Raw genomic sequence first — 17,295 nt, forward strand, 5'->3', positions numbered from 1 at the left:
AAGAAAGGGAAGCCATGCTGTCACGCACTGCCGATCACCTCCTGTGGATGGCCCGCTACATCGAGCGCGCCGAAAACACCGCCCGCATGCTGGACGTCAACTGCCAGACCGGCATGCTGCCGATTTCTGCCGCGCAGGCCGAGCAGGGCTGGGAGGGGTTGCTCTCCATCTGCGAGCTGCTGCCGGCCTACCGCCGCCGGCATGACGATATCCGGCCGGAACGCATTATCGCGTTCATGGCCGCCGATGCCGACAACCCGTCCTCCATCATCGCCTGCATCCAGGCCTCGCGCGAGAACGCCCGCGCCGTGCGCGGCCAGCTTACCACCGAAGTCTGGGAAACCTACAACCAGACCTGGATCGAGGCGCAGGCCATGCTGAAAACCGACATCCTCACCGATGACCCCAGCCGTTTCTTCGAGTGGGTGAAGGACCGTTCGCATCTCGCCCGCGGCGTGATGCTGGGCACCATGCTGATGGACCAGTCGCTGTGGTTCCTGCGCCTCGGTACCTTTCTGGAGCGCGCCGACAACACCGCACGCCTGCTGGACGTGAAATTCCACGCCCGCGACAAGGAATTCCACGTCAGTGATCTGGTGGACCAGGAAGAGCTGGACTTCTACCACTGGAGCGCCATCCTGCGCAGTGTCTCGGCCTTCGAGGTGTACCGCAAGGTCTACCGCGACGTGATCCGCCCCGACCGCGTGGCCGAGCTGCTGATGCTGCGCCCCGACATGCCGCGCTCGCTGCTGGCCAGCATGGACGAGGTATTGACCAACCTCGACCGCATCGGTGCGAAAACCCTCAGCAGCCCCTCCCGTCGCCTGGCTGGGCGTATCCAGTCCGAACTGCAATATGGCGAGATTCACGACATCCTGGAAACCGGCCTGCACAGCTACCTTACGCGCTTCCTGGAGCGCATCCACGAACTGGGGCAGGTGATTACGGACGAGTTCCTCTACTAGACAGCGCGGTGAGCCGGCGCGTCGCGCATGGCGGGATTACGGCTTTGCGTGTCGGCGTTGCGTTCGTGCTCCGGGACCATGCATCCCCGGAGCGCAATCAGTTCTGCAAACTGCCCTTCATCCGCAAGCGGATATGCTGCACCTCGAATCCCTGCGTCCTGAGCTGCTTGAGCCAGATCGGCAGCAACTGCCGTGCCTTGGCTGCCACCGCATTGCCCGAGACGATCAGGCACCATTCCCCATCCTCCACCACGCCAAAAGTGATATGCGCGCGCAGCATGGGCGGAATCAAGGGCGTGATGCAGCGCCCGCAGTCCTGCGCGTGGCGCAGCCGCTGCATCAGCGTGCCCAGCACCGGCGCCTCTTCGGCGGCCTGTTCCAGGCGGATGGCTTGGTGTCTGCGTTGCATGGCGCCATTATCGTTGCGCTGCAGGGCAGGGCGGCCGCTTTTCACAAATGCGCACAGATGCAATCGATTGCGACGGGGCATTGCTGCATCTGTAACCAAGCCGGATAGTAGAATGGGCGATTGCCGATCCCGGGTTGACGCGGTGCAGCATCGTGCAGTTGAGATTGCCCGCACCGCCCCTATCTGTTGAACCGGAATCCGCCTCAACACCCAACAAACTACAAGGACACTGCCCGTCCTTCAGCTCCCGCCCCGGCGGCGGCACCCCGGGCGGCAGTGTGAATGCATGGCCACCATCCTGACCAAAATCTTCGGCAGCCGCAACGATCGCCTGCTGGGCAAGTACCGCAAGACGGTCGCGCGCATCAATGCGCTCGAAAAGGACTTCGAGCAGCTCTCCGACGAGCAGATCCCTGCCAAGACCGCGGAATTCCGCGAGCGCGTCGCCAAGGGCGAAACGCTGGACGCCATCCTGCCCGAAGCCTTTGCCCTGGTGCGAGAAGCCTCCAAGCGCATCATGAAGATGCGCCACTTCGACGTGCAAATGATTGGCGGTCTGGCGCTGCACGAAGGCAAGATCGCCGAAATGCGCACCGGCGAGGGCAAGACGCTCACTGCAACGCTGCCGGTCTACCTAAATGCCCTGTCCGGCAACGGCGTGCATGTGGTCACCGTGAACGATTACCTGGCCAACCGCGATGCGCAATGGATGGGCCGCCTGTACAACTTCCTGGGCCTGACGGTGGGCGTGAACCTGCCGCAGATGCCGCGCAACCTCAAGCAGGAAGCCTACGCCGCCGACATCACCTACGGCACCAACAACGAATTCGGCTTCGACTACCTGCGCGACAACATGGTGTACGAAGTGGCCGAGCGCGTGCAGCGCCCGCTCAACTACGCCATCGTCGATGAAGTGGATTCCATCCTGATCGACGAGGCGCGCACCCCGCTCATCATCAGCGGCCAGGCCGAAGACCAGACCGAGATGTATCGCGCCATGAACCAGGTGGTGCCCTACCTCACGCGTCAGGAAGGCGAAGAGAACCTGGTCACGGGCGAAGGCGTCATCACCCCCGGCGACTTCACCGTCGATGAAAAGGCGCACCAGGTCTACCTGACCGAGCAGGGCCACGAGCATGCCGAGGAAGTGCTGGCCAAGCTGGGCCTGCTGCCCGAAGGCAGCTCGCTCTACGACCCGGCCAACATCAGCCTGATGCACCACCTGTACGCCGCGCTGCGTGCCAACCACCTGTACCACCGCGACCAGCACTACGTGGTGCAGCAGGGCGAAAACGGCCCCGAAATCGTCATCGTGGATGAATTCACCGGCCGCCTGATGGCCGGCCGCCGCTGGAGCGATGGCCTGCACCAGGCCGTCGAAGCCAAAGAGGGCGTGCCGATCCAGGCCGAGAACCAGACCTTGGCCTCCATCACCTTCCAGAACTACTTCCGCCTGTACGCCAAACTCTCCGGCATGACCGGCACGGCCGACACCGAAGCCTACGAGTTCCAGGAAATCTACGGTCTGGAAACTGTGGTGATTCCGCCCAACCGACCGAGCCAGCGCATCGACCAGCTCGACCGCGTCTACAAGACCACGCCCGAAAAATACAAGGCGGCCATCGACGACATCCGCGAGTGCTACGAGCGCGGCCAGCCGGTGCTGGTGGGCACCACCTCGATCGAGAACTCCGAAATCATTTCGGGCTTGCTGCGCGAAGCCGGCCTGCCGCATCAGGTGCTCAACGCCAAGCAGCACGAGCGCGAGGCCGAGATCGTGGTGCAGGCCGGTCGTCCGCACATGATCACCATCGCCACCAACATGGCCGGCCGTGGTACCGACATCGTGCTGGGTGGCAGCCTGGAGAAGATGATCGCTGCCGTCGAGAACGACGCCAGCCTGGACGATGCCGCCAAGCAGAAGACCATCGAGGATCTGCGCGCCAACTGGCAATCCGACCACGAAAAGGTCAAGGAGCTGGGCGGCCTGCGCATCATCGCCACCGAGCGCCACGAATCGCGCCGCATCGACAACCAGCTGCGCGGCCGATCCGGCCGCCAGGGTGACCCGGGCTCCTCCCGCTTCTACCTGAGCCTGGACGACCAGTTGATGCGCATCTTCGCCGGCGACCGCGTGCGTGCCATCATGGACCGCCTGAAAATGCCCGAAGGCGAGGCGATCGAGGCCGGCATGGTCACGCGCTCCATCGAAAGCGCCCAGCGCAAGGTGGAAGCCCGCAACTTCGACATCCGCAAGCAGCTGCTCGAGTACGACGACGTATCCAACGAGCAACGCAAGGTAATCTACCGCCAGCGCAACGAGGTGCTCGAATCCATCGGCCTGCAGGAGCAGATCGACGGCCTGCGCCAGAGCAGCTTCACCGATCTGGTGCACAGCTTCGTGCCGCCGCAGAGCATGGAAGAGCAGTGGGATCTGGCCGGCCTGGAAAAGACACTGGCCGAGGACTGGGGCCTGGACATCAACCTGCGCGGCATGGTCGAGGCGTCCAACAGCATCACCGACGAGGAGATCGTCGAGAAGGTGCTGGCGGAAACCGACGCTGCCTTCAAGGCCAAGTTCGACCTGGTGGGCGAGGAGCACTTCGTCAACTTCGAGCGCGCCGTGCTGCTGCAGAGCATGGACACGCACTGGCGTGAACACCTGAGCGCGCTGGACCACCTGCGCCAGGGCATCCATCTGCGCGGCTACGCGCAGAAGCAGCCCAAGCAGGAATACAAACGCGAGGCCTTCGAACTGTTCGGCCAGATGCTGGATGCCATCAAGAACGACGTCACACGCATCCTGATGAACGTGCGCATCGAATCGCCGCAACAGCTGGATGAAGCCACCGAAGCCGCGCTGCCCAGCGATGGCGGCGGCTACATCAACATCACCTACACCTCGCCGAACGAAAGCGGCGAGCCGGAAAGCACACCGGCTGCAGCCGGTGCTGCGCTGGCTGCCGGTGCCCTGGCCGACATGCCGGCCGAAGCCTTCGTCGGTGTCGGTCGCAACGATCCCTGCCCCTGCGGCAGCGGCAAGAAGTACAAGCAGTGCCATGGCAAGCTGAGCTGATCAGCGCGTGCCTCCCCACGGAAAACAGGCCTCGTGCCTGTTTTCTGCTTTTTTGGCGGCACAATTGAAAGATTGCGAGACCCGCATCCCCACCAACGATTGTCTCCCGGAGATTTGTCCATGCCCGTGAACCTGACTGCCCCCCGTGCCGAAGACCTGTATCCCGTCGAAGGGCTGCGCCTGGGCGTGACCGAAGCCGGCGTGCGCAAGGCCAACCGCAAGGATCTGACCGTGCTGCTGCTGGATGAGGGTGCCTCTGTCGGCGCCGTGTTCACGCGCAACCGCTACTGCGCTGCTCCGGTGCAGGTCTGCCGCGAGCATCTGGAGGGCGGTCAGGCGGCTATCCGCGCCATGGTCATCAACACCGGTAATGCCAATGCCGGCACGGGCGCTTCCGGCCTGCAGGCTGCGCGCGACACCTGTGTGGCGCTCGCGAAGGAGCTGGGCGTGCAACCTCAGCAGATCCTGCCGTTCTCCACCGGCGTGATCATGGAAAACCTGCCGGTCGACCGCATCGTCGCCGGCCTGCCCGCCGCCATCGCCAATGCCCAGCCCGGCAACTGGGCGCAGGCCGCCGAAGGCATCATGACGACCGACACCGTGCCCAAGGCTTTCAGTGCCCAGGCCGAGGTGGACGGCGTGACCATCACCGTCACCGGCATCAGCAAGGGCGCCGGCATGATCCGCCCCAACATGGCGACCATGCTGGGCTTTCTGGCAACCGACGCGCGCGTCAGCCAGGGCGTGATGGCACAGCTGGCGCGTGAGTTGGCTGATGGCTCCTTCAACCGCATCACCATCGACGGCGACACCTCTACCAACGACTCCTTTGTCGTCATCGCCACCAACAAGGCGGCGCACGACGAAATCACCAGCCTGGACAGCACCGCCGGCCAGGCCCTGAAGGCCGCCATGCGGGGCGTATCGCGCCAGCTGGCCCAGGCCATCGTGCGTGACGGCGAGGGCGCCACCAAGTTCATCACCGTGCGCGTGGATGGGGGCAAGACACAGGAAGAGTGCCGTCTCGCCGCCTACGCCATCGCCCATTCGCCGCTGGTCAAGACCGCCTTCTTCGCCAGCGACCCGAACCTGGGCCGTATCCTGGCTGCCGTCGGCTATGCCGGCATCGACGATCTGGATCAGGGCAAGATCGAACTCTATCTGGACGACGTGCACGTGGTCACGCAGGGTGGCCGCAACCCGGCATACCAGGAAGAGCAGGGCCAGCGCGTGATGAAACAGGCCGAAATCACCGTGCGCGTGGACCTCGGCCGCGGCGACGCCAGCGATATCGTCTGGACCTGCGACCTGAGCCACGATTACGTCAGCATCAACGCAGATTATCGTTCCTGATAAAGGCACCGGCAGGCGCAATGCTGCCCGGGCAGCACCTGCCAGAGCGAACAACAGGAGAAAAAATGGCGACCGGTCGGTCGCCATGCCATTGCAGTCGACGACTGCTCAGTGCAGCGTATCGTTCCCCGGCATGAGCGTGCTGCCCGATTCCAGCTTGAAGAAGCCGGTGCCGGCCGAGCCACGCCCCACCTCGTCCACCGTCGCCTCGCGCACGCTGTGGATCTTGATGCGCAGTTCCAGCCCGATACCGGCCAGCGGATGATTGCCGTCCAGCACCACATGGTCGGGATAGATGTCGGTGACGATGTACAGCGCATCCTTGGGAATATCCGCATTGCAGCCCGCGGGCAAAGCGTGCCCGTCGAAGGCCATGCCTTCTTCCAGTTCGGCCGGGAACCACTTGCGCGCCTCGAGAAAGACCTTCTCTTCGTCATAATCGCCAAACGCGTGGTGCGGCTCCAGATGCAGTTCGACGGTATCGCCCACCTTGTGCTCCAGCAGCCCTTCGTCGATGGCCTCCAGCAGGTCGTCGCCGCCCACCAGAAACTCGACCGGCTCCTGCAGTTCGTCCAGCACCTCGCCCTGCATGTCTTTCATGATCCAGGTCAGCGCCACGACCGATTGATCGGTCACCAGAGTCTTGTCGGATGAATTTTCCATTGCACAATTGTCCCATGAACACCGACCAAGCTCTTCCCCTGCTCGGCAATTTGTCGCCCGTGCAATTCATGCGCCGCCACTGGCAGCGCAAGCCCCTGCTGGTGCGCCAGGCCATCCCAGGCTTCCAGCCGTTCCTCGATCGCCGCGAACTGGCCGCGCTGGCCGAGCGCGATGACGTCGAATCGCGCCTGATCACTTCGGGCACCGCCAAAGGCTGGACCTTTGCCAAGGGCCCGTTCCCCGAGACCAGGCTGCCCGCCTGGAAGCAGCGGCAATGGACGCTGCTGGTGCAGGGCGTGGACCTGCACGACGAGCGCGTGCATGCGCTTATGCAGCAGTTCCGCTTCATTCCCGATGCGCGTCTGGACGACGTGATGATCAGCTACGCCAGCGATGGCGGCGGCGTCGGTCCGCATTTCGACAGCTACGACGTATTTCTGCTGCAGGCGCATGGCCAGCGTCGCTGGCGCATCGGCCGCCAGAAGGACCGTACGCTGCTACCCGACATGCCGGTGCGAATCCTGGCCGATTTCCAGCCCGAGGAGGAATTCGTGCTGGATCCGGGCGACATGCTCTACCTGCCGCCGGGCTGGGCGCACGATGGGGTAGCGGTGGGCGAATGCATGACGTACTCCATTGGCTTCCGCGTGCCGCAGAAAGGCGATCTTGCGCGTGAACTATTGCTGCGCATGGCCGAACCGGCCGAGGATGCCCTGGGGGAAAAGCTGTACAAGGATGCCGGCCAGCCGGCCGTGGAGCAGGGCGCGGAAATCCCGCAGGCCATGCAGCAGTTCGCCTTCGACGCCGTTCATGCTGCCATGCTCGATGGCGAAAACATCGCGTGCGCGCTGGGCGAATACCTCACCGAACCCAAGGCCAACGTCTGGTTCGATGCGCCCGAGCAGGAGCCAACCGGACTGCAGCCGGGTGGTGTCCGGCTGGACCGCCGCAGCCGCATGCTGTATGACGAGCACCATATCTTCATCAACGGCGAAAGCTACCGCGCTGCCGGCAAGGACGCGAGGCTGATGCGCAAGCTGGCCGACGAGCGCATGCTCAAGCCCAAAGCGGTGGAGCGTGCCAGCGAGTCGGCTCGCGAATTGATGCTGTCCTGGGTGGATGCTGGCTGGCTGCACGACGGCCAGTAAGGCGAACGTCCCCACAAAATCTGCTCCGTTGACCTTCGGCATGCAGCAGGTCGCAGAAAACTGACGGATTTCTGTCACATCGATACAACGAAGTTGACGTTTTTGTCAGGAAAGGCGTCAGGCAATGTCAGAAATATCCGGGCTTTCCCTATAATTCAACGCAGAGGTGGAGCTCGGGTGTTCCGCCTCTGTTTTTGCCGAAACGGTAAGAACAATTTCCGGAAATTGTTTTTATTCACCTGACATACAAGGATATCCAATGAACAAGTCTCTCGTCATCGCTTCCGTGATCGCTGCTGCTGCTCTGGTCGCTTGCGGCAAGAAAGAAGAAGCTGCTGTGCAGGCCGCTTCCGCTGCTGACGTGGCTGCTTCCGCTGCTGTGGAAGCTTCCTCCGCTGCTGCTGACGCTGCTTCCGCTGCTGCTACCGCAGTTGACTCCGCTGCTTCCGCTTCTGCTGGCGCTGCTTCCGAAGCCGCTGCTGCTGCTGGTGACGCTGCTTCCGCCGCCGCTACCGCTGCTGCTGACGCTGCTTCCGCTGCTGCTTCCAAGTAATTGGATATTTGCCACGGCCTCGCGCCGTGGCAAGCAACAAGAAAGCCACCCTAGGGTGGCTTTCTTGCGTCTGCATTCCGGCAGAGCGGCACGAGCGGCTCAATCACCCGTGGCGTAGCTGACTGCCGGCACACGGTCCCACGGCTGGTCTTTGCCAGGACACCAGCGCAGCACGTCTCCCCGCACAGGATGGCCGCCCATCTCCCAGTCACCCAGCACCAGGCGGCGCAAGGGCGGCTGGTGCGAGGCATCGAGTACATGTTCCGCCGGCTTGTGCGTATGGCCATGCAGCAGGGTGTGGCAGCCATGTTCCGCCAGCCAGCGGCAGGCCAGCGGGTGGTCCACATCGGCATAGCCTTCGACTCCCAATTCATTCTTGCGCGATTCGCTCTGCGCGCGCAACTGGCGCGCCAGCGCCAGGCGCTGTTCCAGCGCTTGCTGCAGCAGGGCCTGCTGCCAGGCCGGCTGCCGCACCTGGGCGCGGAACTGCATGTATTGGGTATCGTCGATGCAGAGTGCATCGCCATGGCTGAGCAGGATGCGCTCGCTGGCGCCGGCAGCCTGGGGCCACTCCAGTACGCAGGGATCCTGCAGCAGCGTCATGCCGGCTTCGGCACAGAAGGTCTGGCCGACCAGAAAGTCGCGGTTGCCATGCATGAAATACAGCGCACGCGTCGCGCCGGCGGTGCGCAGGGCAGCGGCCACTGCGCGTTCGAAACCATGTTCGGCTGACCCGGTCACGTCATCCCCCACCCACACCTCGAAGATATCTCCGAGCAGAAACACCGCATCGGCCGGCGTCTGCTGCAGATAGCGGGCAAAGGCCTGCCAGGTGGCGTCGTCCTGCTGCAGATGCAGGTCGGAAACGAAATCGACGCAACGCCAGCTGGCGGGCGCGATCACGTGGGCCAGTGCAGTATCCGGAGTGGCGGGAGAGAGGGAGTCAGACATGGAGGCTCGGGGCAGGGCATGAAAAAGCCACGCAAGCAAGGCCCTGCGTGGCTTGGAAACAGCGTGGCGCTGGCGGCAGGCGCTTACAGCGCCACGGCCTTCTCGATCACCACGTCTTCCTTCGGCACGTCATCGTGGAAGCCGCGACGGCCGGTGGCGACCTTGGCGATCTTGTCCACCACCTCGGTGCCGCCGGTGACCTTGCCGAACACGGCGTAGCCCCAGCCCTGCGGCGTGGGAGCGGTGTGGTTCAGGAAGTCGTTGTTGGCCACGTTGATGAAGAACTGGGCGCTGGCCGAGTGCGGTGCCGAGGTACGGGCCATGGCGATGGTGTACTTGTCGTTCTTCAGGCCGTTGTTGGCTTCGTTCTGGATTTCCTTGGCGGTGGGCTTTTGCTGCATGCCGGGGGCGAAGCCGCCACCCTGCACCATGAAGCCGGGAATCACGCGGTGGAACACGGTGCCGTCGTAATGGCCGTTGCGGACGTACTCGAGGAAGTTGGCGACGGTGATGGGGGCTTTTTCAGCGTCCAGTTCCAGGGTGATGGTGCCGAGGTTGGCAATGTGCAGTTCTACAGTGCTCATGGTCGTTGTGGATCTCGTTATGAAGAAAGCGGGCCGGACGGCCCGCGGGGATGGCTTATTTTATCTGCGTGGCCGAGTTGATGACCACGGCCTGCTTGGGAACATCACTCGGGAACTGGGCATTGCCGCCGGTCGGCACCGCCTTGATGCGGTTGACCACGTCCATGCCGCTTACCACCTTGCCGAAAACCGTGTAGCCGTAGAGCTGGCTGGAGCGCAGCAGGCTGGAGCGCGGAACGTTGGTGTAAGTGCGGCCCTGATACTCGAATTTGGCCACCGGATCCCCATCGGGAATTTGCACCGGATCCAGGAAGCTGTTGTCCTTCACGTTGATGAAGAATTGTGCAGCGCCGGAGTTGGGGTCGTTGGTGCGTGCCATGGCCACGGTGCCCACGGTGTTGCGCAGGCCGGCCTTGGCAGACTGACGGCCTTCATGCGGCACCGGTGCGCGCGTGGCCTTCTCGACGTAGCGGGTGTCGTAGCCGCCGCCCTGGATCATGAAGTTGTTGATGACGCGGTGGAACACCGTGCCGTCGTAGTGCTTGCTGCGCACGTACTGCAGGAAGTTGGCCACGGTCTTGGGGGCCTTGTCGGGGTAGACCTCGATCACGAAATCACCCATGGACGTATTGAAGCGCACCTGGGGTGCGGCAGCGGCCTTGGGGGCAGCCACGGCGGCGCCAGCGCCAAGAGCGAGCGAGCCGGCAATCAGCAGGCTGCCCAGCGGGCCCAAGGGAAGCAGTTGTCGACGGGTCAGTGGCATGGGGGAAATCCTCTTCGTTCGGGCAAGGGATGGAGACTGATGCGGATTATCCAGTGCCCTGCGCCAGCGCAATGTGTGCAAGGGTAAGACTGGCAATCGGCGGTGGAGGCAGGCCGCTGCGGCCTGCGCTTCAGGAGCCCGCGGCCTGGACCTTGGCGCGCAGGGCGCCATTGCCGGGCTGCAGCGCCAGGGCGCGGCTGTAGCTGTCGTGCGCCATGCGGCGGTAGACGTCGCCGAGATTTTCCAGCGCGGTGGCGTAGCTGGGATTGCTGCGCAGCGCTGCCTCGAGCGCCTCGCGCGCCAAGCCCAGCTCGCCGCTTTCAGCATACAGCACGGCCAGATTGTTGAAGGGCTCGGGGATTTCGGGGTATTCCTGCGTGAGCGCGATCAGCATGGCGCGGGCCTGATCCTTCTGGCCCTGGGCCGTGAGGATGCGGCTCTTGAGCAGGCGCATTTGCGGATCGCGCGGGTTGCCGGCCAGATAGGCGTCTGCCGCCTGGCTGGCACCGTTCAGGTTGCCGCTGCCGATCATCTGCTGCACCTTGCGGTAGTCGGCGCCCACCGGCCCGTCCTGGGCCATGGCGGGCTGCAGGCAGAGCAGGGTGCCGAGCAGGGCGGCGGCGATCCAGCTGGCACGGCGGTGGAAAACAGAGGGGCAGTTCAGGGGCGGCAGACGCATGGGCAAAGGCAATTCTGGCGGCGGCTTGCGCCGGGATGACCGGGGTCGTGATGCGCTGATTATTGCAGGTTCGCCGGGCGTCGCACGTGATCGGGGACAAGCGGTGGCGCGGATACGGTACCATGCTGGGTGTGCGGCTGCCCCATGCCGCGTTCCGGGTCACGTCTGTATGCCGCATGGCAGTTGCGGCTTGGCGTGCTGTGCTGCATGATCACGGTGACCCCGCTTCCACGAACCGATTGAAACAATGTCCCTGCAAATCTACAACACGCTGGCGCGTGAGGTACAGCCTTTTGCTCCCCTGGAACCCGGCCATGTGCGCATGTATGTGTGCGGCATGACCGTGTACGATCTGTGCCACCTGGGCCATGCCCGCGCCATGGTGGCTTTCGATGTGGTGCAGCGCTGGCTCAAGGTGAGCGGCTACCGCGTCACCTATGTGCGCAACATCACCGACATCGACGACAAGATCATCAAGCGCGCGCTGGAAAACGGCGAGACCATTCGCGGCCTGACCGACCGCATGATCGACGCGCTGCACGAGGATGCCGACGCGCTCGGCATCGAGCGCCCCACGCACGAGCCGCGCGCCACCGAGTACGTGCCGCAGATGGTGCAGCTGATCGAGACGCTGCAGGGCAAGGGTCTGGCCTACCAGGCCGAGAACGGCGACGTGAACTATGCCGTGCGCAAGTTTCCCAACTACGGCCGCCTGTCCGGCAAGTCGGTGGACGAACTGCGCGCCGGCGAGCGCGTGGCGGTGCAGGACGGCAAGCAGGATCCGCTCGACTTCGTGCTGTGGAAATCCGCCAAGGCGAGCGAGCCGGACGATGCCAAGTGGGACAGCCCCTATGGCGTGGGCCGCCCCGGCTGGCACATCGAGTGCTCGGCCATGGGCTGCGCGCTGCTGGGCGAGCAGTTCGACATCCACGGCGGTGGTGCCGACCTGCAGTTCCCGCACCACGAGAACGAGATTGCGCAGAGCGAAGGCGCCACCGGCAAGGCGCCGGTGCGTTTCTGGATGCACAACGGCTTCGTGCGCGTGGACAACGAGAAGATGTCCAAGAGCCTGGGCAACTTCTTCACCATCCGCGAGGTGCTGAAGGATTACGACGCCGAGACGGTGCGCTTCTTCATCCTGCGCGCCCACTACCGCAGCCAGCTCAACTACAGCAACGCGCATCTGGACGATGCCCGCGCGGCGCTCAAGCGCCTGTACACCGCGCTGAGCCTGGTCAAGGCCGAAGTGCCGGCGCAGATCGACTGGAATGATCCCTTCGCCGCACGCTTCAAGGCCGCCATGGACGAGGATTTCGGCACGCCAGAGGCGGTGGCCGTGCTGTTCGAGCTCGCGAGCGAAGTCAACCGCACGCAGTCGCCGGAGCGCGCCGGTCTGCTGCGCGCACTGGGGGGCTGCATCGGCCTGCTGCAGGATGATCCGCAAGGCTTTCTGCAGGCGGGCTCCGCGCTGGATGCCGACGCCATCCAGGCGCAGATCGATGCCCGTGCCGCCGCCAAGACCGCCAAGGACTGGGCCGAAGCCGACCGTATCCGCAAGGCCTTGCTGGAGCAGGGCGTGGTGCTGAAGGACTCGCCCACCGGCACGACCTGGGAAATGGCGCAGTAAATGCAGGCACGTACCAGTGAGCCGGCCTCCCCGGTGACGGAGGCCCGCACGCCCATCCCCGCTGTTGCGGACGGCAGTTGCGTGATCACGCCTGCCTACTGGGCCGAGGCCTGCAAGCTCCTGTCGCGGCGCGACCGCGTGATGAAGCGCCTGATCCCCCAGCACGGCACCGCCTGCCTCGAATCGCGCGGCGATGCCTTTACCACGCTGGCGCGCAGCATCGTGGGGCAGCAGATTTCGGTGAAGGCGGCGCAATCCGTGTGGGACCGCTTCAGCGCGCTGGCGCCCGAACTGGATGCAGCACAGGTGCTGCGCCTGCGCATCGACGACATGCGCGCGGCCGGCCTGAGTGCGCGCAAGGTCGAGTACCTGGTCGATCTGGCGCTGCATTTCAGCGAGAAAAACCTGAACGAGACCGACTGGACGAGCATGGACGACGAGGCCGTGATCGCCCAGCTGGTGGCGATCCGCGGCATTGGCCGCTGGACGGCCGAGATGTTCCTGATCTTCCACCTGCTGCGCCCGAACGTGCTGCCGCTGGATGACGTGGGGCTGATCAAGGGCATCAGCCACAACTACTTTTCCGGCGAGCCGGTCAGCCGCAGCGACATGCGCGAAGTGGCCCAGGCCTGGCAGCCGTATTGCAGCGTGGCGACCTGGTATCTGTGGCGCTCGCTTACGCCGCTTCCGGTGGCCTATTGACCGGCGGCACGCCCAAAATGCAGGCCGGCCGGTTTTGCGGCACTGGCCAAATTTACAATAGCACCCAAGTACCATAGCCATTTCCGGCCCAGCCGGCCTGTTGCCGGCATCAACGAGGAGTCATTCCGTGGCCAAACGGACCTTTCTGGATTTTGAACAGCCCATCGCCGAACTCGAGAACAAGATCGAGGAGTTGCGCTATGTGCAGAGCGAATCGGCCGTCGACATCTCGACGGAAATCGAACAACTGAGCAAGAAGAGCCAGCAGCTCACCAAGGACATCTACAGCAACCTCACGCCCTGGCAGATCACCAAGATCGCGCGCCATGCCGACCGTCCCTACACGCTGGACTACATCCGCGAGATCTTCACCGATTTCGTCGAGATGCACGGCGACCGCCACTTTGCGGATGACCAGTCCATCGTCGGAGGTCTGGCGCGCTTCAACGGCCAGCCCTGCATGGTGCTGGGCCAGCAGAAGGGGCGTGACACCAAGGAGCGCGGCCTGCGCAACTTCGGCATGAGCAAGCCCGAGGGCTACCGCAAGGCGCTGCGCCTGATGAAGACGGCCGAGAAGTTCGGCCTGCCGGTGTTCACCTTTGTCGATACGCCCGGCGCATTTCCGGGCATCGACGCCGAAGAGCGTGGCCAGAGCGAGGCCATTGGCCGCAACATCTTCGAGATGGCGCAGCTGGAAGTGCCGATCATCACCACCATCATCGGCGAGGGTGGCTCGGGCGGCGCGCTGGCGATCAGCGTGGCGGATCAGGTGCTGATGCTGCAGTACTCGGTGTATTCGGTGATCAGCCCGGAAGGCTGTGCTTCCATCCTGTGGAAGACCTCCGAGCGTGCGCAGGATGCCGCCGAGGCGCTGGGCATTACCGCGCACCGTCTGAAGGCGCTGGGCCTGGTGGACAAGATCGTGAGCGAGCCGGTGGGCGGTGCGCACACCAACTACAAGCAGATGGCCTCGCTGCTCAAGCGCGCGCTGGGCGATGCGCTGCGTGGCGTGAGCGATCTCAAGCCCAAGGAGCTGCTGGACCGCCGCTACGAGCGCCTGCAGAGCTACGGCCGTTTCAACGATACGCGCGCCGACAAGGAATAAGCGCCGGCGCTGCGGCGGGGAGAGCCTGCCATGACGTCTTTGCCGGATACTGAACCGCAGCCGCAGCCGCAGCCGCAGCCGCAGTGGCTGCTGGCGCCGCGTTCGACCGTTGACGCAGCCGTATGCGGCTGGTGGCAGGGGCTTTCCACACCGCCCCACACCCTGGCGGTGGCCCTGAGCAGCGGCGCGGATTCGACCGCCTTGCTGATGGCCGTGTGGCGCATGGTGCTGCAGGCCTGGCAGCGGGACGCCAGCGCCTTGCCGCGGCGGGTGGTGGCGTTGCACGTGCATCATGGCCTGCAGGATGCGGCCGATGATTTCGAACAGACCGGGGCGCAGCTTTGCGAGCGCCTTGTGCATGAGGCGGCCATGTCTGCAACTGCTGCTCCCTTGCTGGGCAATCCGGCAGGCACTGCGGACGGCGGAATCCTCGCAGGCGATGGAGCAAGCGGCTTTTCTCTGGACGGGCGTCTTGTCTGGCGCAGCGCCCGCGTGACGGTGGCGCTGGTCGCCGGAGACAGCCTCGAAGCCCGCGCCCGCGAAGAGCGCTATGCGGCGCTGGCCCGCATGGCGCAGGAGGAGGGCGCCGGCATGGTGCTGCTCGGCCAGCATGCCGACGACCAGGCCGAAAGCGTCCTGCTGGCGCTGAGCCGGGGCGCCGGGGTGGCCGGTCTGGCCGGCATGGGCACTGCCTTCACACGGCAGGGGTCTGCCTTTGCCCGCCCGCTGCTGGAAGTGCCGGGCCAGTTGCTGCGTGACTGGCTGCGCGAGCTGCAGATTCCCTGGCAGGAAGATCCCAGCAACGCCGATTTGCGCTTCACCCGCAACCGCTTCCGCCACCAGCTGTTTCCGGTGCTGGAGCAGGCCATGCCCGCTTTCCGCACCAGCTTTGCGCGCAGTGCCCGGCTGGCGGCCGAGGCCGACCAGCTGCTGGGTGAACTGGCACAGCTGGACCTGCTAGCGGTGGGCGATCCGCCGTCAATCCGCCCGTTGCAGGCGCTCGGCCGGGCGCGGCAGGCGAATGTGTTGCGCTGGTGGCTGAAGCAGCGCCATGGCGTGGTCGGCAGCGAGGCGCAGATGCGTGCCCTGCAGGATGTGCTGGCAGCCTGCACCACGCGCGGGCACCGCATCCATATCCGCGTGGGTGCGGGCTATGTACAACGCAGGGATGCGTGCCTCGACTGGGTGCCACTACATCTTGGTACAATAAAGGGTTGTCCGTCCTCGTCCTGATCCGGCCGGGGCTGACACGGCTTACCCACGCGCAGGCCAAGGCCTGTGCACCAATGAATTGCTGATAACACTATGGCACTGATTGTTCACAAGTACGGCGGCACCTCCATGGGCTCGACCGAGCGTATCCGCAACGTCGCCAAGCGCGTCGCCAAATGGGCGCGCGCCGGCCACCAGGTGGTGGTGGTTCCCTCCGCCATGAGCGGCGAAACCAATCGCCTGCTGGGCCTGGCGCGCGAGCTGTCGCCCGAGAAATCCACCAGGGAAGTGCTGCGCGAGCTGGACATGATTGCCTCCACGGGCGAGCAGGTGTCCGTGGGTCTGCTGTCGCTGGCGCTGCAGTCCGAAGGCCAGCCCGCCATCAGCTACACCGGCTGGCAGGTGCCCGTCAGGACCAACGATTCCTACACCAAGGCCCGCATCGACTCCATCGACGACCAGCGTGTCAAGGCCGAACTCAACGCCGGCAAGGTGGTGATCATCACCGGCTTCCAGGGCATCGATGAGCACAACAACATCACCACGCTGGGCCGTGGCGGCAGCGATACTTCCGCCGTGGCCGTGGCTGCTGCACTGGGTGCGGACGAATGCCTGATCTTCACCGATGTGGATGGCGTGTACACCACCGATCCGCGCATCGTGCCCGAGGCGCGCCGCCTGGGCAGCGTGAGCTTCGAGGAGATGCTGGAAATGGCATCGCTGGGCTCCAAGGTGCTGCAGATCCGCTCGGTCGAGTTCGCCGGCAAGTACAAGGTGCCGATGCGCGTGCTCAGCAGCTTCACCCCCTGGGACATCGACATCAACGAGGAAGCCAAATCCGGTACCCTGATTACTTTTGAGGAAGACAAGAATATGGAAAAAGCCATCGTCTCCGGCATCGCCTTTAATCGCGACGAAGCCAAGATCTCCGTGCTGGGTGTGCCGGACAAGCCGGGCATTGCCTACAGCATCCTGGGCGCGGTTGCCGACGCCAATATCGAGGTGGACGTGATCATCCAGAACATCAGCAAGGATGGCAAGACCGATTTCAGCTTCACCGTGAACCACGGCGACTTCGAGCGCGCGCTCGATCTGCTGCGTACCAAGGTGCAGCCGGAAGTGGGCGCCGCCGAAGTGGTGGGCGATCCGCGCATTGCCAAGGTCAGCATCGTCGGCATCGGCATGCGCAGCCACGTGGGCGTTGCCAGCAAGATGTTCAAGGCGCTGGCCGATGAAGGCATCAACATCCAGATGATCTCCACCTCCGAGATCAAGACCTCCGTCGTGATCGACGAGAAGTACATGGAACTGGCCGTGCGTACGCTGCACCGCGCATTTGACATGGATGAGGCGCCGCAGGCGTAAGATCGTGCGATTTTTTAGGCTATAATTCAGCCTTCTTTGGAGACGTGACCGAGAGGCCGAAGGTGCTCCCCTGCTAAGGGAGTATGGGGTGTAGAGCCCCATCGAGGGTTCGAATCCCTCCGTCTCCGCCAAGAACAGCA

General features: G+C 64.3%; 16 protein-coding genes and 1 tRNA gene. 11 read left to right on the top strand and 6 right to left on the bottom strand.

Annotation, left to right across the window (positions count from 1 at the left end):
• The first annotated feature begins 14 nt into the window (after window positions 1-14).
• Window positions 15-965 carry an alpha-E domain-containing protein gene (locus KKQ75_RS02100; protein WP_213359753.1) on the top strand — a complete coding sequence of 317 codons (951 nt, stop codon included), beginning with the start codon at window positions 15-17 and terminating at the stop codon, window positions 963-965.
• Window positions 966-1,062: 97 nt separating this feature from the next.
• Here the strand turns inward: KKQ75_RS02100 and KKQ75_RS02105 are convergent, their stop codons facing one another.
• On the bottom strand, window positions 1,063-1,374 hold the full coding sequence (locus tag KKQ75_RS02105; protein ID WP_213359755.1) for a hypothetical protein: 312 nt from the start codon (window positions 1,372-1,374) through the stop codon (window positions 1,063-1,065).
• Window positions 1,375-1,660: 286 nt separating this feature from the next.
• On the opposite strand from KKQ75_RS02105, the gene secA reads away from it, so the two are divergent.
• Complete coding sequence (gene secA / locus KKQ75_RS02110; RefSeq protein WP_213359757.1) at window positions 1,661-4,450, top strand: preprotein translocase subunit SecA; 2,790 nt, start codon at window positions 1,661-1,663, stop codon at window positions 4,448-4,450.
• Between the two features lie 120 nt (window positions 4,451-4,570).
• Complete coding sequence (argJ, locus tag KKQ75_RS02115) at window positions 4,571-5,803, top strand: bifunctional glutamate N-acetyltransferase/amino-acid acetyltransferase ArgJ (protein ID WP_213359760.1); 1,233 nt, start codon at window positions 4,571-4,573, stop codon at window positions 5,801-5,803.
• 108 nt (window positions 5,804-5,911) lie between these two features.
• Here the strand turns inward: argJ and KKQ75_RS02120 are convergent, their stop codons facing one another.
• The gene (locus KKQ75_RS02120; protein WP_213359764.1) at window positions 5,912-6,466 is read right to left on the bottom strand and encodes an FKBP-type peptidyl-prolyl cis-trans isomerase; all 555 of its coding nucleotides are present in this window, start codon (window positions 6,464-6,466) and stop codon (window positions 5,912-5,914) included.
• A gap of 14 nt (window positions 6,467-6,480) precedes the next feature.
• Here KKQ75_RS02120 and KKQ75_RS02125 point away from each other — a divergent pair, with 14 nt between their 5' ends.
• The gene (locus KKQ75_RS02125) at window positions 6,481-7,614 is read left to right on the top strand and encodes a JmjC domain-containing protein (RefSeq protein ID WP_213359774.1); all 1,134 of its coding nucleotides are present in this window, start codon (window positions 6,481-6,483) and stop codon (window positions 7,612-7,614) included.
• A 259-nt stretch (window positions 7,615-7,873) separates the two neighbouring features.
• The gene (locus KKQ75_RS02130; protein ID WP_213359776.1) at window positions 7,874-8,167 is read left to right on the top strand and encodes a hypothetical protein; all 294 of its coding nucleotides are present in this window, start codon (window positions 7,874-7,876) and stop codon (window positions 8,165-8,167) included.
• Between the two features lie 99 nt (window positions 8,168-8,266).
• Here the strand turns inward: KKQ75_RS02130 and KKQ75_RS02135 are convergent, their stop codons facing one another.
• From KKQ75_RS02135 to KKQ75_RS02150, 4 genes are all read right to left on the bottom strand, one after another.
• Entirely contained in the window at window positions 8,267-9,118 is an 852-nt protein-coding gene (locus KKQ75_RS02135; RefSeq protein ID WP_213359778.1) for a UDP-2,3-diacylglucosamine diphosphatase, read from the bottom strand.
• A gap of 83 nt (window positions 9,119-9,201) precedes the next feature.
• A complete protein-coding gene (locus KKQ75_RS02140) occupies window positions 9,202-9,702 on the bottom strand; it encodes a peptidylprolyl isomerase (protein WP_213359780.1) in 501 nt (166 codons plus the stop codon).
• Between the two features lie 55 nt (window positions 9,703-9,757).
• A complete protein-coding gene (locus KKQ75_RS02145; protein WP_213359783.1) occupies window positions 9,758-10,465 on the bottom strand; it encodes a peptidylprolyl isomerase in 708 nt (235 codons plus the stop codon).
• A gap of 130 nt (window positions 10,466-10,595) precedes the next feature.
• Entirely contained in the window at window positions 10,596-11,144 is a 549-nt protein-coding gene (locus tag KKQ75_RS02150; RefSeq protein ID WP_213359785.1) for a tetratricopeptide repeat protein, read from the bottom strand.
• A gap of 247 nt (window positions 11,145-11,391) precedes the next feature.
• Here KKQ75_RS02150 and cysS point away from each other — a divergent pair, with 247 nt between their 5' ends.
• The 6 genes from cysS to KKQ75_RS02180 all read left to right on the top strand — a co-directional run bounded on the left by cysS (window position 11,392) and on the right by KKQ75_RS02180 (window position 17,286).
• Window positions 11,392-12,771, top strand: coding sequence for a cysteine--tRNA ligase (cysS, locus tag KKQ75_RS02155; protein WP_213359788.1), 1,380 nt, complete (start codon window positions 11,392-11,394; stop codon window positions 12,769-12,771).
• The gene (locus KKQ75_RS02160) at window positions 12,772-13,473 is read left to right on the top strand and encodes a DNA-3-methyladenine glycosylase family protein (protein WP_213359791.1); all 702 of its coding nucleotides are present in this window, start codon (window positions 12,772-12,774) and stop codon (window positions 13,471-13,473) included.
• A 127-nt stretch (window positions 13,474-13,600) separates the two neighbouring features.
• A complete protein-coding gene (locus KKQ75_RS02165; RefSeq protein WP_213359794.1) occupies window positions 13,601-14,578 on the top strand; it encodes an acetyl-CoA carboxylase carboxyltransferase subunit alpha in 978 nt (325 codons plus the stop codon).
• Between the two features lie 30 nt (window positions 14,579-14,608).
• A complete protein-coding gene (gene tilS, locus KKQ75_RS02170; RefSeq protein WP_213359797.1) occupies window positions 14,609-15,811 on the top strand; it encodes a tRNA lysidine(34) synthetase TilS in 1,203 nt (400 codons plus the stop codon).
• Window positions 15,812-15,883: 72 nt separating this feature from the next.
• Window positions 15,884-17,155: an aspartate kinase gene (locus KKQ75_RS02175; RefSeq protein ID WP_213359805.1), complete on the top strand. Its 1,272-nt coding sequence runs from the start codon at window positions 15,884-15,886 to the stop codon at window positions 17,153-17,155.
• A 38-nt stretch (window positions 17,156-17,193) separates the two neighbouring features.
• A tRNA-Ser gene (locus KKQ75_RS02180) sits at window positions 17,194-17,286 on the top strand.
• Window positions 17,287-17,295: the final 9 nt, after the last annotated feature.

It is taken from the genome of Brachymonas denitrificans (genome assembly GCF_907163135.1).
GTDB classification, from domain to species: Bacteria; Pseudomonadota; Gammaproteobacteria; order Burkholderiales; family Burkholderiaceae_C; genus Brachymonas; species Brachymonas denitrificans_A.

What these genes read in the sequence shown, in the direction of transcription:
- KKQ75_RS02100 (WP_213359753.1), top strand. Translation starts at nt 15, where the DNA reads ATGCTGTCACGCACTGCCGATCACCTCCTGTGGATGGCCCGCTACATC.
- KKQ75_RS02105 (WP_213359755.1), bottom strand. Translation starts at nt 1,374, where the DNA reads ATGCAACGCAGACACCAAGCCATCCGCCTGGAACAGGCCGCCGAAGAG.
- secA (WP_213359757.1), top strand. Translation starts at nt 1,661, where the DNA reads ATGGCCACCATCCTGACCAAAATCTTCGGCAGCCGCAACGATCGCCTG.
- argJ (WP_213359760.1), top strand. Translation starts at nt 4,571, where the DNA reads ATGCCCGTGAACCTGACTGCCCCCCGTGCCGAAGACCTGTATCCCGTC.
- KKQ75_RS02120 (WP_213359764.1), bottom strand. Translation starts at nt 6,466, where the DNA reads ATGGAAAATTCATCCGACAAGACTCTGGTGACCGATCAATCGGTCGTG.
- KKQ75_RS02125 (WP_213359774.1), top strand. Translation starts at nt 6,481, where the DNA reads ATGAACACCGACCAAGCTCTTCCCCTGCTCGGCAATTTGTCGCCCGTG.
- KKQ75_RS02130 (WP_213359776.1), top strand. Translation starts at nt 7,874, where the DNA reads ATGAACAAGTCTCTCGTCATCGCTTCCGTGATCGCTGCTGCTGCTCTG.
- KKQ75_RS02135 (WP_213359778.1), bottom strand. Translation starts at nt 9,118, where the DNA reads ATGTCTGACTCCCTCTCTCCCGCCACTCCGGATACTGCACTGGCCCAC.
- KKQ75_RS02140 (WP_213359780.1), bottom strand. Translation starts at nt 9,702, where the DNA reads ATGAGCACTGTAGAACTGCACATTGCCAACCTCGGCACCATCACCCTG.
- KKQ75_RS02145 (WP_213359783.1), bottom strand. Translation starts at nt 10,465, where the DNA reads ATGCCACTGACCCGTCGACAACTGCTTCCCTTGGGCCCGCTGGGCAGC.
- KKQ75_RS02150 (WP_213359785.1), bottom strand. Translation starts at nt 11,144, where the DNA reads ATGCGTCTGCCGCCCCTGAACTGCCCCTCTGTTTTCCACCGCCGTGCC.
- cysS (WP_213359788.1), top strand. Translation starts at nt 11,392, where the DNA reads ATGTCCCTGCAAATCTACAACACGCTGGCGCGTGAGGTACAGCCTTTT.
- KKQ75_RS02160 (WP_213359791.1), top strand. Translation starts at nt 12,772, where the DNA reads ATGCAGGCACGTACCAGTGAGCCGGCCTCCCCGGTGACGGAGGCCCGC.
- tilS (WP_213359797.1), top strand. Translation starts at nt 14,609, where the DNA reads ATGACGTCTTTGCCGGATACTGAACCGCAGCCGCAGCCGCAGCCGCAG.
- KKQ75_RS02175 (WP_213359805.1), top strand. Translation starts at nt 15,884, where the DNA reads ATGGCACTGATTGTTCACAAGTACGGCGGCACCTCCATGGGCTCGACC.